Source organism: Acuticoccus sp. MNP-M23 (assembly GCF_031195445.1).
Lineage (GTDB): Bacteria > Pseudomonadota > Alphaproteobacteria > Rhizobiales > Amorphaceae > Acuticoccus.
The window spans coordinates 4,506,019-4,519,725 of record NZ_CP133480.1 but is presented as its reverse complement, the minus strand read 5'-3'; the positions used below and the strand labels follow the sequence as shown (position 1 = coordinate 4,519,725).

At 66.5% G+C, this 13,707-nt stretch carries 12 protein-coding genes; 5 read left to right on the top strand and 7 right to left on the bottom strand.

What is annotated here, in order from left to right:
* Window positions 1–10 precede the first annotated feature (10 nt).
* The 3 genes from RDV64_RS20795 to hemB form a co-directional block, all read right to left on the bottom strand.
* Window positions 11–1,813, bottom strand: coding sequence for an SLC13 family permease (locus RDV64_RS20795; protein ID WP_309196879.1), 1,803 nt, complete (start codon window positions 1,811–1,813; stop codon window positions 11–13).
* A 102-nt stretch (window positions 1,814–1,915) separates the two neighbouring features.
* Window positions 1,916–3,172, bottom strand: coding sequence for a threonine ammonia-lyase (locus tag RDV64_RS20790; protein ID WP_309196878.1), 1,257 nt, complete (start codon window positions 3,170–3,172; stop codon window positions 1,916–1,918).
* Complete coding sequence (gene hemB, locus RDV64_RS20785; protein ID WP_309196877.1) at window positions 3,159–4,187, bottom strand: porphobilinogen synthase; 1,029 nt, start codon at window positions 4,185–4,187, stop codon at window positions 3,159–3,161. The genes RDV64_RS20790 and hemB overlap by 14 nt, the downstream gene beginning before the upstream one ends.
* Before the next feature lie 140 nt (window positions 4,188–4,327).
* Between hemB and RDV64_RS20780 the strand changes: the two genes are divergently transcribed.
* From RDV64_RS20780 to RDV64_RS20770, 3 genes are read left to right on the top strand one after another with little or no spacing between them, the layout of a single operon-like run.
* The gene (locus tag RDV64_RS20780) at window positions 4,328–5,476 is read left to right on the top strand and encodes an acyl-CoA dehydrogenase family protein (RefSeq protein ID WP_309196876.1); all 1,149 of its coding nucleotides are present in this window, start codon (window positions 4,328–4,330) and stop codon (window positions 5,474–5,476) included.
* Window positions 5,473–6,570: an enoyl-CoA hydratase/isomerase family protein gene (locus RDV64_RS20775; RefSeq protein ID WP_309196875.1), complete on the top strand. Its 1,098-nt coding sequence runs from the start codon at window positions 5,473–5,475 to the stop codon at window positions 6,568–6,570. Before RDV64_RS20780 ends, RDV64_RS20775 begins: the two co-directional genes overlap by 4 nt.
* A complete protein-coding gene (locus tag RDV64_RS20770; RefSeq protein ID WP_309196873.1) occupies window positions 6,567–7,787 on the top strand; it encodes a hypothetical protein in 1,221 nt (406 codons plus the stop codon). Before RDV64_RS20775 ends, RDV64_RS20770 begins: the two co-directional genes overlap by 4 nt.
* Before the next feature lie 129 nt (window positions 7,788–7,916).
* Here the strand turns inward: RDV64_RS20770 and RDV64_RS20765 are convergent, their stop codons facing one another.
* The 3 genes from RDV64_RS20765 to RDV64_RS20755 form a co-directional block, all read right to left on the bottom strand.
* A complete protein-coding gene (locus tag RDV64_RS20765) occupies window positions 7,917–8,582 on the bottom strand; it encodes a phosphoribosylanthranilate isomerase (RefSeq protein WP_309196872.1) in 666 nt (221 codons plus the stop codon).
* A 42-nt stretch (window positions 8,583–8,624) separates the two neighbouring features.
* Window positions 8,625–9,200, bottom strand: coding sequence for a biotin transporter BioY (locus RDV64_RS20760; RefSeq protein ID WP_309196871.1), 576 nt, complete (start codon window positions 9,198–9,200; stop codon window positions 8,625–8,627).
* A 168-nt stretch (window positions 9,201–9,368) separates the two neighbouring features.
* Window positions 9,369–9,797, bottom strand: coding sequence for a Fur family transcriptional regulator (locus RDV64_RS20755; protein ID WP_309196870.1), 429 nt, complete (start codon window positions 9,795–9,797; stop codon window positions 9,369–9,371).
* A 155-nt stretch (window positions 9,798–9,952) separates the two neighbouring features.
* Between RDV64_RS20755 and RDV64_RS20750 the strand changes: the two genes are divergently transcribed.
* Both RDV64_RS20750 and RDV64_RS20745 read left to right on the top strand, forming a co-directional pair.
* Window positions 9,953–12,124, top strand: a complete 2,172-nt coding sequence (locus tag RDV64_RS20750; RefSeq protein ID WP_309196869.1) for an esterase-like activity of phytase family protein — start codon at window positions 9,953–9,955, stop codon at window positions 12,122–12,124.
* A gap of 71 nt (window positions 12,125–12,195) precedes the next feature.
* The gene (locus tag RDV64_RS20745; RefSeq protein ID WP_309196868.1) at window positions 12,196–12,489 is read left to right on the top strand and encodes a hypothetical protein; all 294 of its coding nucleotides are present in this window, start codon (window positions 12,196–12,198) and stop codon (window positions 12,487–12,489) included.
* A 21-nt stretch (window positions 12,490–12,510) separates the two neighbouring features.
* Here the strand turns inward: RDV64_RS20745 and RDV64_RS20740 are convergent, their stop codons facing one another.
* Window positions 12,511–13,689, bottom strand: coding sequence for a hypothetical protein (locus RDV64_RS20740; protein ID WP_309196867.1), 1,179 nt, complete (start codon window positions 13,687–13,689; stop codon window positions 12,511–12,513).
* Window positions 13,690–13,707 lie beyond the last annotated feature (18 nt).

Sequence of the window (13,707 nt, the reverse complement as noted above, 5' to 3'; positions counted from 1 at the left end):
CCTGACCACATCAAATACCGTACCACCATGGCGCCACAAGCGAGAATGTGCCCCACAGTAGCAAAACGAGGGGCCCTCCGGCGACCATAAAGTCGCGGTAGCGATAATGCCCCGGTCCCATGACCAGAAGATTGGTCTGATAAGCGACCGGTGTTGCAAAGGAGGCGTTGGCCGCAAGGATCACCGTGACGACGAAAGGCTCGGCCGGCAGACCGAGCCGGGCGGCAACGCCGATGGCGATGGGAGTGAACAGCACCGCCGCGGCATTGTTGGTCAGGATGTTGGTGGTGAGCGCGATGATGATGAAAAGCGCCGACATGACAACAGGCGGCGGCGCATCGGCCAGCGCCGTGAGGAGCCCGTTCGCCAGAATTTCCGCACCGCCGGTCGCCTGAAGCGCCGTTGCGGAGGCAATGGCGGAGGCAATCAGCATCACGATGCGGCCGTCGATCACACGCGCCGCCTGCCGGGTGTTGAGGCAGCGTGTGGCCAGCATGGCGAAGGCGCCCATCAGCGAGGCAACCACAATGGGCACCAGCCCGGTCGCCGCCAACGCCACCACCGAGGCGAACACGGCCAGCGCTATGGGGGCACGCTGCCGGGCAGGGATGTCGACCGCGGTCCAGTCGATCAGCAGAATGTCGCGGTTGCCGCGAAGTTCATCGATGCCCCGCCGCGGTCCGGCGAACAGGAGCACATCGCCGGCCTCCATGCGGATATCGGCAAGTGGCATCCGCGGCATCCGCGAGCGCCGCTCGATGGCAAGGACGACGCAGCCCGTGTCGCCGCGCAGACCCGATTGCGAAATGGTCCGCCCGATCAGGCGAGAACCGGGGGCAACCAGCGCTTCGGCCAGCGTGACGACGCCGGGCGGCCGGTCGTCTTCGGCATCGCGCAGCACGCTGCCGTGACCGGCCAGTGCCCGCTCCAGAGCCGTGCGGGTTGCCGCAACGATCACCACGTCGCCGGGCCGCAGCGTGACGTTCTCGAACGGCGGCAGGAAAGGCCGTTCGCCGCGCTGGACCAGACGGACCGTCATGTCGCGCAGCTGAGGGAACATCCCGGCGTTGGCGGTGGCGCCCACCAGCGGGTGCCCCGCCCGGATCGGAATTTCGGCAATGAACTGCTTGCCGGCGCCGGACTGCATGGCCTCGGCCATGGATTCGCGCTTGCGCAGCAGAAACGGCACCACGCCCAGCACATAGACGAGGCCGACGGACGCCAGGATCATCGCCAGCGGCGTGAAGGAGAAGAACGACAGGTCCACCGCGCCCGCCTGCCTTGCCACGTTGGCGGCCAGAAGGTTGGTCGAAGAGCCGATCAGCGTGGTCATCCCGCCAAGGATGGTGACGAACGACAGCGGCATCATCACCCGCGCGGACGGCGTTTTCATGGCGTGGGCGAGAGACGCGATGATGGGGATGAACATCACCACGACGGGTGTGTTGTTCAGGAATGCCGAGAGTGTCGCGATGATCAGGAACGTGCCGACCAGCCCGACGGCCCCCAGTTTCCTGTTGATGCGGACAATGTAGAGCGCCGGCCGTTCCAGCGCATCGGTGTGAAAGAGGCCCTGACCCACCACCAGAAGCGCCATCACGGTGATGAGGCCGGGGTTGGAGAAGCCTTCCAGAATTGCTGCAGGCCCCAGCGTGCCGTCCTGCGTCGGCAGGGCGAAGGCCACGAAGACGAGGAGGTATGAGGCGATCACGCCGAGGCTGATTGCTTCGATCGAGTAGCGCTCGGTGGCGTAAAGAAACGTGGAGATGGCGATGATGACGAGAGTCGCCGTCATCGCGAGGTCGCTTTCCATCAATGGGCGGCTCGGTCCATGGATCGTGTCCCTTCTGTAAGGCGGCGTTTCTTGCCGATCCTGTATGCCACTGTCAAAGACATAGCCCGCCTGGGCCTTGTATCAGAAGCCGCCGTCTACATGGCCCGTGAGGCGTGCGGCAAGCCCGGTCGCCTGCACAGCGGCAACCACGCGGGCAGTGTGGCTGTCGTCCCGCGTCTCGATGACGAGGCGGATCGAGGTTTCTCGAGCAAGGTGGGTGAGGTCCAGCCGGTTGTGCGAAACGTCGAGAATATTGCCGCCGGCGGCTCCGATTGCGGTGGTGAGTCGGGCCAGAAGGCCGGGCTCATCGGCATAATTGGCCTCCAGCGAAATGATGCGGCCCTGCCGCGCTAGCTCGCGTACCATGATCGAGGCCAGAATGCGCGGGTCGATGTTGCCGCCGCACAGGACAAGGCCGACATTCTGGCCGGCAAAGAACGAAGGGTCCGCCAGCATGGCAGCAAGGCCGGCCGCGCCGGCGCCTTCGGCCATGGTCTTCTGCAAGGTGATGTAGGCGTTGACGGCCCGCTCCAGGTGCGGCTCGTCCACCAGCACGATCCGTTCCACGCGCTCGTCGATGATGGGAAGGGTGCGCGTGCCCACGGTCTTGACCGCGATGCCCTCGGCTATGGTGGAGCCGCCGCATTGCCCGTCGCGCCGCTCCAGCGCGGCAGTGGCGGACGGGTAGAGGGCAGCCTCCACGCCGATCATCCGCACGCCGGGCTTGATGCCTTGTGCGGCAATGGCGGTGCCGGCGATCAGCCCGCCGCCGCCGATGGGCACCACTATCATGTCCAGATCCGGCGCGGCGGCCATCATTTCGAGGCCGACGGTGCCCTGGCCGCGGATGATGTCGTTGTCGTCATAGGGGTGGATCAGCGTCAGACCGTCCCGTGCCACCAGCTCGGCGCAGTGAATGGCCGATTCGGCGATGGTCTCGCCTGCCAGAACCACCCGCGCGCCATGGGCTTCGGTGGCGGAGACCTTCACCATCGGCGTGCGTTCCGGCATCACGATGGTGGCGCGGATGCCAAGGCGGGTGGCGTGGTAGGCAACCGCCTGCGCATGGTTGCCGGCCGACATGGCGGCCACCCCGCCGTCCCGCTCCGCCGCGGTCAGCGAGGCAAGCTTGATGAAGGCGCCGCGCTCCTTGAACGAGCCCACCGCCTGCATGTTCTCGTACTTCACCCAGACATTGGCGCCCGTGAGCGCAGACAGGCGCGGGGCGGGCAGACAGGGCGTCTGGATGATAACGCCATCCAAGAGCCCTGCGGCATCCTGAATGGTCGCCAGCGTCACCGCCGGGGCGCTGTCGGCCACGGTGTCAGCCGGCGGCAAGGGCGCGCGCCACGCGCGGCGCGTGGTAGGTGAGGATGCCGTCGGCACCCGCGCGCTTGAACGACATGAGGCTTTCCATCACCGCCTTGTCGCCGTCGATCCAGCCATTGGCCGCCGCGGCCTCGATCATCGCGTATTCGCCCGAGACCATGTAGGCGAAGGTCGGCGCGCCGAGGCGCTCCTTGATGCGCCAGACAATGTCGAGATAGGGCATGCCGGGCTTGACCATGATCATGTCGGCGGCTTCGGCAAGGTCGATCTCGGCCTCGCGCAGCGCTTCCAGGCCGTTGGCGGGGTCCATCTGGTAGGTGCGTTTGTCGCCTCTGAGCGCGCCGGACGCGCCCACCGCATCGCGGAACGGACCGTAGAAGGCGCTGGCATACTTGGCGGCGTAGGCCATGATCTGGACGTGCTCGTAGCCCTCCCGGTCCAGCGCCTTGCGGATTGCGGCAATGCGCCCGTCCATCATGTCCGACGGGGCGATGATATCGCACCCTGCCGCCGCCTGATTGATGGACTGGCCGATGAGCTGGGCAATGGTGGCGTCGTTGAGGATCTCGTCGCCAGCCATCACCCCGTCGTGGCCATGGCTGGTGTAGGGGTCCAGCGCCACGTCGGTCATGATGCCCATGTTGGGAGCCTTGGCCGAAATCTCGCGGCAGGCGCGGCAGACGAGATTGTCGGGGTTGAGGGCCTCGGAGCCCATTTCGTCCCGCTTGTCGGGTCCGGTGTAGGGGAAAAGGGCGACGACGGGGATGCCGAGCGCGGCAGCTTCCTCGGCCGCAGCGCCCGCCTCGTCCACCGAGTGGCGCACGACGCCGGGCATCGAAGGCACCGGCTCGCGCACGCCGGACCCTTCGGTGACGAAGATCGGCCAGATCAGATCATCCACTGTGAGCGTGTTTTCGCGCACGAGCCTGCGCGACCAGGCGGTCCGCCTGAGGCGGCGCATCCGGCGCCCCTTCAGGATTTCGATCATGTCGGGGGCAAACTGCCGGCGGGCTTCGAGGTCCATGATACGCGCGTCCCAAGGGTTTTTCTGACGTTAGAATAATTCGTGCCGTCCCGTCCATGCATCTGCCGCACCGCAGGCAACAGGCGGGAGTTGACGGGGCGGGCTGCGCCATGGAACGTCCCGGCCAGCGGAGTAGCGCGATGGAATTCGAGTTCACCGAAGAGCAGCAGGCGATCAAGGCGATGGCGGCCGATTTTGCGGCCGAACGGATTGCCCCGTTCGCCGCCGCCTGGGACCGGGACTGCACGTTTCCGGTGGACGTTCTGCGCCACGCGGCCGCCCTTGGCTTTGCCACCATGTTCGTCAGCGAAGCCCACGGCGGCTCCGGCCTGACCCGGCTCGACGGGGCGATCGTGTTCGAGGAACTTTCGCGGGCCTGCCCGTCCACGGCGGCCTACATTTCCATCCACAACATGGTGGCGGGAATGATCGAGCGGTTCGGCACGCCCGCGCAGCACGAGGCCCACCTGCCGGCCCTTGCCACCATGGAGCGCCTTTCCGCCTACTGTCTGACCGAGCCGAACGCAGGCTCCGACGCTGCCTCGCTGACCACCCGGGCAAGGCGCGATGGCGATGACTATGTGATCGACGGCGCCAAGGCGTTCATTTCCGGCGGCGGGCGGGCCGATCTTTATGTGGTGATGACGCGCACCGGCGGCGCGGGCGCCGGCGGCGTCACCGCGCTGCTGGTGGAGGCCGGCACGAAGGGGCTCTCCTTCGGCGCGCAGGAAGAGAAGATGGGATGGCACTCCCAGCCCACGGCCGCTGTGATGTTCGATGAATGCCGCGTGCCGGCGGAAAACCGCCTTGGCGAAGAGGGCGACGGCTTCAAGATTGCGATGACGGGGCTGGATGGCGGGCGCATCAATATCGGCGCGTGCTCGCTGGGGGCGGGCGCAGCGGCCCTCGACCATGCCTTACATTATGCCGGCGGGCGCCAGCAGTTCGGCCGGCCCATTGCCGATTTTCAGGCGACCCAGTTCAAGCTGGCCGATATGAGGACCGAGCTTGAAGCGGCCCGGCTTCTCCTCCACAAGGCGGCCTCGGCCGTGGAGCGGCGCACACCGGACGCAACACCGCTGGCCGCGATGGCCAAGCGCCTTGCAACGGACACGGGGTTTGCGGTGGTCAACACCGCCCTTCAGATCCACGGCGGATACGGCTATCTGCGCGACTACCCGCTGGAACGGCTCCTGCGCGATGTTCGCGTCCATCAGATTCTGGAAGGCACCAACGAGATCATGCGCGTCATCATCGCCCGCCACCTCCTCAGGGCGTCCAGCCAGTGAGCGACATCCGCTTCGAGACGGTCGGCCGTGCCGGCCTCATCACCCTGTCGCGCCCCAAGGCCCTGAATGCGCTGTCCGAGCCGATGGTCCTCGAAATGAGCGACGCGCTGGACGAATGGGCCGATGACGACCGCATCCACCGCGTTGCGATCCGGGCCGAGGGCAAGGCGTTCTGCGCTGGCGGCGATGTGCGCGATGTTCACCAACGGCGGGCAGGGGCGCTCGATTTCTTTGCCGCCGAATATCAGATGAACACGCGGGTGAAGCAGTTCCCCAAACCTTATGTTGCGCTGATTGACGGCATCTGCATGGGCGGTGGGGTTGGCGTTTCCATGCACGGCACACACCGGATCGCCTCCGAAAACATCGTCTTTTCCATGCCCGAAGTGGGGATCGGCCTGTTTCCGGACGTTGGGGCGAGCCATCTCCTGTCTGCCCTTGCGGGCGAGGCGGGCATGTATCTGGCGCTGGCCGGCGCTCGGCTGGGGCGCGACGATGCGGCAGCGCTCGGCCTTGTCACGCACCCGACCTTGTCGGACCGGCTGGACGATGCGCTCGACCGCACCGCCCATGCCCGCGACCTCGACCGCGCGCTGGACGAGCTGCCCGAGCGGACAGCGCCGCGAGACCCGCAACAGGCTGCGGTGATCGAACGCTGTTTCAGCGGCACTGGCGTTGGCGCCATTCTCGATGCGCTGGACGATGTTGCCACCGGCAAGGCTGCCACCGAAAATGCCTTCTCCGAAGCCGAGAGGGATTTCGCCAAATCGGTCGCCGCCACAATCCGCACCAAATCACCCACCAGCCTTTGCGTGACATTCGAGGAAATCCGCCGCGCCAGAGGTCTGCCGTTCGAAGACGCCATTCGCACCGAGTTTCGCATCGTGTCGCAGATCATCGACGGGCACGACCTTTATGAGGGGATCAGGGCCGTTCTGATCGACAAGGACCACGCGCCCCGCTGGTCGCCGGCCACGCTGGACGGTGTCGATCCGGAATTCGTGGAGGCGCACTTTGCCGAGCCCGGCCACGGCGATCTGCATCTGCCGTCCGGGCAGAGCCAGCCTGCGAGCCCCACGGTGCCCGCACGATGACGGCAGGAGACGGCAAGAAGGCCGACCCCGCCGAAAAACCGAACGACGACAAGACACCGGACGCACCAACGTCGACCGAGCCCCCTGAGGCGCTGGACGAAGCCGGGGCGCCTGAAGCGAAGGCGCCGGACGCCGCGGAAAATGCGGACCGCGATGCGCCCGAAAACAAGGCCGAGGCGGAAAACGCGCCTGCCGGGCAGGCGATCCCCGTGCAGATGCAGATGGTGCCGCGCAGCGAGCGTGCGCGCTACGAAAGCGCTGCCAGCCGCATTGCCAAGCTCCGCAAATCTGTCAACGCCGGTGCAGCCCAGCAAAAAGACGAGCCCGCGGAGGAAACCGGTGCAGCGCCCGAAACGGGCACTGAGGCAGCCGCCGAACCGCCGCCCGCTGCCGAAGCGCCGAAGGCGGCCGGCACTGTGCCGGTGCCCTCGCAGGAAACCGCCGCGCCCGCCCAGCGCCCGCCGCGCGCGAAGGCCGGGCCTGCGCCGTCGTCCGGCCCATCAAATGCGGTGGTGCCGGTCAGCCCCCCCAAGGGGCGCCCCACCGCGCCAGCCAAGGCCCAGCGCCCCGCGGCGGAGCGAACCGGCCGCCCGGCGCAGCTGCCAGCGACGACCACGCCGCCGCAGGCGCCCCGCAAGGCGCGTCCGGCCCCAGGGCGCGTTGCCTTGCCGGCGCCGGCTCTCAGCGAGCCGGAATTTGCTTCGCCGGCCCGCGCGAAATCCAGGTGGGATCTCGGCCGATCGCGAACGCGGATGTCGTCCTCCCGCGCGGCGATCCTGTCGATGACCTCCCAGGAAGCGCCGCTGGAGGCGGCCGAAGAGGAGGAACGCGATGCGCTGTGGCTGGTTCAGGCCAGTCTCATGCGGCTCGTCGGGGTGGCCTGGCTTGCGGTCACGGTGCTGATCTGGGGCCGGCTGATCGGCTATCTGGATGCCAATCTCACCATCGCCTGGCATGCGCCGGAAGGACCGTGGCTGGCGGTGATGGTGTCGGCGGTGCTGGCGCCGGTGGTGTCCATCGGCCTGTGGCTTGCCGCCAGCTGGGGCATTGTCGTCTGGCTCGCTGCCGTCGCGCTGGGCATCTACGCCTTCAGCATCGCACCCATCGGCACGGTGCCCCTCGGCATTCCGGGCCTTGCGGCCAATATCGTCGGCCTTGTGGTCGTGTGCGCGCTTGCTGGCCTCAGAGCCTGGCGCGACCGGGATATCGACGACTAGGCTCCGGATCCAATCAGGGCTGAGCCTGCGTTGCGCGGCCTTGAAAACCCGCCGGGTTTCCTGCGTCCACGCGCCTTGCCACGGCAAGCCGAAACGGCGCGCAGGCCTTGCCCTGATTGGGTCCGGAGCCTAGGCCGCAGCGCCGTCTGCCGTTCGCACCGCATCCATGAAGGCGCTGACGAGGTTTTCGCTGAGGCCCGCCGCATCGCGCACGCCGGAGCAGATGTCGAGGCCGTAGGGGCGGACCGTGCGGATCGCGTCGGCGGCATTGTCCGGGTTGAGCCCGCCTGCCAGAAACACCGGGCGCGCGGCGGCACGGACGCACCTTGCGCTCACCGCCCAGTCGTGACGGCGGCCGGTGCCGCCCAGCTCATCGGCGCCGGGGCGTCCTGAATCGAGAAGAAATGCGTGCGGCCGGTCAGCGTAGCGGCCGATCAGGGCCGGCGCGTCGTCCCCCTCCACATGAATGACCTGCACCCGGCGCAGCCACGGTGCTTCTGCAGCCAGTGTGTCGTGCACCGCAGGGTCGACATGCCGCACAATTTGCACGGTGGTGATACCGCAGCGCCGGGCATGGGCGAGGATCCCGCCGGCGGTCTCTTCGGAGGTCAGAAGGAACGGGGTGACCGGCGGTGGCACCTGACCTGCAATGTGGCGCACGGTGTCGTCCGCAATCACCCCCGGCCCGGTCGGCATGGCGCCCACGAGACCCAGCGCATCGGCGCCGGCAGCAAGGGCGATGCCTGCTTCGGACGCTGACGAGATGCAGCAGATTTTGACGCGGGTGCGGGTCATGATGGTGGCTGCGGTGCCACGGGCGGCACCGCAGCCGATCGCTCAGTGTCGCTTCAAAAGGTGCCAGGTGAGCGGCAGGACCGCGCTGGCCAGTGCGATCTTGAACACGGCGCCCAGGAGGAACGGCGTCACGCCAAGTGCCAGAACGTCCTTGTCGAACCCGATCACGGCGCCCAGCCAGAGCACGCCGGTGCCCATGATGATGGCGGTGCCAAGCGTCATGGCCAGCAGCGTGGTGGAGACGCGGCGGTCCCACTGGCGCTCGGCGAGGAACCCGGTGACGACGGCGGCAAGGACGAAGCCGAGAAGATAACCGCCCGTCGGCCCCACCATGTAGGCAAACCCGATGCCCCGCTCCGGCGTGCCGGAGAAGACGGGAAGACCGGACGCACCTTCGGCGAGATACAGAAGCACGGTCGCGCCACCGAGGCGCCAGCCGTAGGCCATGCCGATCACCAGCACCGCAAAGGTCTGCATCGTCATCGGCACGGGATAGAAGGGGACGTGGATCTTGGCCGAAAGCCACAGGGCCAGCGAGCCGACGATGGCAAGCGTGATGTTGCGTACAAGCCCCTGCGACCAGACGCGGTCGGCAAGGAGAGTCTGACTGGGGTTCATCGATTGGTCCTCAATTCGGGGCGCCCTGGTACGGGCCGCGGCAGAAGGCGGCTGCGCACAATGCGCGCATCCTCACCTGTGGCGCAACGATGGGCCTGTTATCAAGCCCCACCGGCGCATCCGATGCCCAAGGTGGCGGCGATAACGCGAAAAGACGATGGGATAGGCTCAGTCGCGGCGGCGCCGACAATAAAGCTCCAGCCGGTGGCGCACCACGTCATAGCCGAGTTCCGCCGCAATTTCGGCCTGCAGCCGCTCGATCTTGTCGGAGCGGAATTCCACCACGTCGCCGGTGTCCACGTCGATGATGTGATCGTGATGGTCTGCCTCCGCCGTCTCGAAGCGGGACGGCGTGCCTTCGAAAGTGTGGCGGTGGACAATGCCCTGTTCTTCGAGAGCGGCCAGCGTGCGGTAGATGGTGGCCAGCGACACGGACTCGTCGATGTCTCTGGCGCGGCGATGCAGCTCGGTTGCATCCGGGTGGTCTTCGGCTTCGGCCAGAACGCGCAGGATGGCTGCCCGCTGGCGCGTGATCCGCACGCCTTCGGCCCGCAAGGCGTCTTCAAGTTTCCGCGCGGATTCAGCCTGATCGTTCATGGGGATGATTTAGGCGGGATTGGCCGGAAAAGGAATTGCCGAAGTGGCCCCAACCCCATTCGGGTGCAGGCGCGGTTGGGCACCGGGCGGGCGGCCCCTGTCACAAACCCATCATCGAGCGGCGCTAGGTTCCCCGAAATTCTGTGAGGGGACCCATGAAAATCAATCACTTGGCGCTCGGTGCTGCGCTTCTCGCCACGACGGCGCTCACCACAAACGCCCATGCCGACGCGTTCAACCGCATTGCATCCTTTGCGGTCATGCAGAATCTGCCGGACGAGGCAGACCCGATGACCGAAACGTCGCCGGAAATCATCGACGCCACCGAAGACGGCATGATGCTGGTCTATTCGGATTCCCCCCTCGGCGCGATCGGCATGATCGACATCACCGACCCGGCCGCCCCCCAGCCCCGCGGCGCCGTGATGCTGGATGGCGAGCCCACCTCCCTCGTTCTCTCCGCCGGCAAGGCGTTCGTCGCCGTCAACACCAGCGAGAGTTTTACCGCCCCCTCCGGCATCCTGAAGATCGTCGACCTCGCGTCCGGCACGGTGACGGAGAGCTGCGACCTTGGCGGGCAGCCCGATTCGGCGGCAGTGGCGCCGGACGGCACGTTTCTCGCCATCGCCATCGAGAACGAGCGTGATGAAGACCTGAACGACGGCGCCATCCCGCAGATGCCCGCCGGCTCGGTCGCCATCATTCCGCTCGAAGACAACACCCCCGACTGCGACAACATGGTCCAGGCCGACGTGACCGGCCTTGCGGACGTTGCTCCCGGCGATCCCGAGCCCGAGTTTGTGGACATCAACGGCAACGGCCAGATTGTCGTGACGCTGCAGGAGAACAACCACATTGCCGTGCTCGACCGCACCGGCAAGGTGCTCAACCACTTCTCCGCCGGGGCCGTTTCGCTCGATAACGTGGAGACCGCGGAAGAGGGCGCAATCAATTTCGCCGGTTCGCTGGCGGACGTGAAACGCGAGCCGGACGCGGTGAAGTGGCTGGACAACGACACCTTCATCATCGCCAACGAGGGCGACTATGAGGGCGGGTCGCGCGGCTTCACCGTCTTCAACATGGACGGGACCGAAGTGTTCGATTCCGGCCTGTCGTTCGAATATGCGGTTGCGGCGGCGGGGCACTATCCGGAAAAGCGCTCGGGCAACAAGGGTGTCGAGCCGGAGGGTCTCGCGGTCGGCACGTTCGGCGAGACGCAGTACGCCTTCGTCCTGTCCGAGCGTGGCTCCATGGCAGGGGTCTACACGGTGGCGGACGGCGTGCCGACGCTGAAGCAGCTCCTCCCGTCGGGCATTGCGCCTGAGGGGGCGGTGGCGATCCCGGCGCGCGGCCTGTTCGTCACCGCCAACGAGGCCGACCTCGGCGAAGACAACGGCCCCCGCGCGCATGTGATGATCTACGCGCTTCAGGATGCAGCGCCGGTGTACCCGACAATCGCGTCGGCCACCAAGGGCGACCTGCCGCCGATTGCCTGGGGCGCGCTGTCCGGCCTTGCTGCCGACGATACGGCACCGGCGAGGCTCTATGCGGTGACGGATTCGTTCTATTCCACGAACCCGCAGATCCTGGTCATCGATGCCGCCCAGACGCCGGCGGCCATCGTCGATGCCATGACCGTCACGCGTGACGGTGCCCCGGCCGAAAAGATCGACCTCGAAGGCATCAGCACCGACGGTGAAGGCGGCTTCTGGCTGGCATCCGAAGGGCGGACCGACCGGGAGATCCCTCACGCGCTGCTCCATGTGGATGCGAGCGGTGCGATCCTCGAAGAGGTGGCGTTTCCCGATACGCTGCTGGCCAACGAGATCCGCTTTGGCGCCGAAGGCGTGACGAAGATCGGCGAGACGCTGTGGATTGCCATGCAGCGCGAGTGGAAAGACGACGAGAAGGGCCTCGTCAAGCTCGTCAGCTACAACCTTGAAAGCGGGGCCTGGGGCGCGGTGCACTATCCGCTCGAAACGCCGGAGACCGGGTGGATGGGCCTTTCGGAAATCACCGCTGACGGCGAGCGCGTTCTGATTGTCGAGCGCGACAACCAGATTGGCGGCAACGCCCGCGTAAAGCGCCTTTACAGCGTGCCGACTGCCGAGATGGTGCCGGCCGAGCTGGGCGCAAAATTGCCAGTCGTGAACAAGACGCTGGTGCGCGATTTCCTGCCGGACCTTGCCGCCTACAACGGCTACACGGTCGACAAGCTTGAGGGCTTCGCCATCGATGCCAACGGCAAGGCCTACGCCGTCACCGACAATGACGGGACGGACGATTCCTCCGGCGAAACCTTTTTCTGGTCCTTCGATCTGAAATAGAACGCCGCCGGTAGCCTCGTGATTGGCACATAAGACTTGCCACGGGTGCGGGCCATGGACAATAATCGTCCATGGCCCGCATTGCTTATTGCTTTATTGCTCTGATCTTTGGCGGTTTTCTGCTCGCGACGGCTTCTGAGAGCCTTGCGCAGAATGCCAAGGGCCTTGCGCCGTTCGTTCCGCCGCCGGCCAAGGAGGGGTTTGCATACCCCGATTGCTATTGCACCGACACCAGGGGCCGAAGGGTGGAGATGGGCGAGCGCGTCTGTCTTTCCGTCAGCGGGCGCAACCGGCTGGCGCGTTGCGGCATGTCGCAAAATACCCCGGTCTGGCGTTTCGAGCGCGAAAGTTGCCCGCTGTCCTGACGGCGCGTCTGGCCTCCGCGGTCAGCCGATACCTGTGACGGCGCGGAAGAGCTTGCGCGCCCGAGACAGCGGCGTTGCCGTCTGCTCCTCAAGTTCCAGCAGCGTGTTTTCGGCATTGGCGATGAACGCATCGAGCGCGGCTTCAATGCGCGCCAGCTCGTCCGGCTCGAAAGTCGTGAGGCTTTCCGCCGGCACTGCCTCGTCTGGCGCAATGTCGAAGGCCTGGATGTCGATGTCGAAATTGCGGGAGAGCCATTCGCAATCGCTGCGGGAGGCGGCTGTGACGTTGTCCATCATCGTGCCGGTGAGGCGGTAGGGCGGCCCGGAAATTCCGGTAAAGACCGGCAGGAGCAGGCGCATCGGCGTGTCGTGCCGCTGGAAACTGATCGAAAAGCCGTCATGGAAGCGGTGCATGACCGGATCGTCGAAACGGGCGGCAAGCGAAGCCGGCACATCTGCGGTGATTGCGTTTTCGCGAATGCATGCGTTGAAGACGGACAGGGCCTTCGCCGCGGTGAGGCTCATGGCGGTATTGCGCCGCTCCGTGCGGTGTGCGGCGGCGGGGGCGGGGTCGAGGCCCATCAGCGAGACCACGGTCTGAAACACGTCGCCGCCCACCAGCGTCGACGGGTGGTAGGGCGCCAGATGCAGCCGCTCAGGCCCGAAGTGGGCGAGCATGTGCTCGAAACGGCGTTCATATTCGGGGAGCGGCAGGCGTTCTTCGAGGCGGCCGAGCGACATGCCGCCCTTCAGCCGCTGCTGGCTTGCGCTCTGCGCAAAGGAGAGCGGCGGACGCAGGAGCGCGACGATCTCCACCGGCGCAAAGGACGGGGCCGCAGCCTCGTCCAGCCGGCGAAGCCCGTCAGGGGACAGGTTCACCGCCGTTTCGCTGGACAAAAGCACATGCTGCCGCTTTTTCGCAGCGCGCTCGAGGAAAGCGTCGAAGGCGTGTTTCAGGTCGTCCGGCGCATAGCCGCGCGGGCGATGGCTGACATCCTCGCGCGGTTTGGCCGGCTCGTCCATGAACAGCGAGATCGTGCCGAACTTGTGGTTCTGGTAGAACGCCCGCGGGTAGGCGATGCCGAGCCGTTTCAGCACCCGCGGATGCTTGCGGCAAAATGCCTGCACCGCGCTGGAGCCGGTCTTGTGCATTCCGGCATGGACGACGAATTTAGGGCGCCCGGCGCCCCCGCCACTCATGGGTGATGCACCGGATCG

What these genes read in the sequence shown, in the direction of transcription:
- RDV64_RS20795 (WP_309196879.1), bottom strand. Translation starts at nt 1,813, where the DNA reads ATGGAAAGCGACCTCGCGATGACGGCGACTCTCGTCATCATCGCCATC.
- hemB (WP_309196877.1), bottom strand. Translation starts at nt 4,187, where the DNA reads ATGGACCTCGAAGCCCGCCGGCAGTTTGCCCCCGACATGATCGAAATC.
- RDV64_RS20780 (WP_309196876.1), top strand. Translation starts at nt 4,328, where the DNA reads ATGGAATTCGAGTTCACCGAAGAGCAGCAGGCGATCAAGGCGATGGCG.
- RDV64_RS20770 (WP_309196873.1), top strand. Translation starts at nt 6,567, where the DNA reads ATGACGGCAGGAGACGGCAAGAAGGCCGACCCCGCCGAAAAACCGAAC.
- RDV64_RS20765 (WP_309196872.1), bottom strand. Translation starts at nt 8,582, where the DNA reads ATGACCCGCACCCGCGTCAAAATCTGCTGCATCTCGTCAGCGTCCGAA.
- RDV64_RS20760 (WP_309196871.1), bottom strand. Translation starts at nt 9,200, where the DNA reads ATGAACCCCAGTCAGACTCTCCTTGCCGACCGCGTCTGGTCGCAGGGG.
- RDV64_RS20755 (WP_309196870.1), bottom strand. Translation starts at nt 9,797, where the DNA reads ATGAACGATCAGGCTGAATCCGCGCGGAAACTTGAAGACGCCTTGCGG.
- RDV64_RS20750 (WP_309196869.1), top strand. Translation starts at nt 9,953, where the DNA reads ATGAAAATCAATCACTTGGCGCTCGGTGCTGCGCTTCTCGCCACGACG.
- RDV64_RS20745 (WP_309196868.1), top strand. Translation starts at nt 12,196, where the DNA reads ATGGCCCGCATTGCTTATTGCTTTATTGCTCTGATCTTTGGCGGTTTT.
- RDV64_RS20740 (WP_309196867.1), bottom strand. Translation starts at nt 13,689, where the DNA reads ATGAGTGGCGGGGGCGCCGGGCGCCCTAAATTCGTCGTCCATGCCGGA.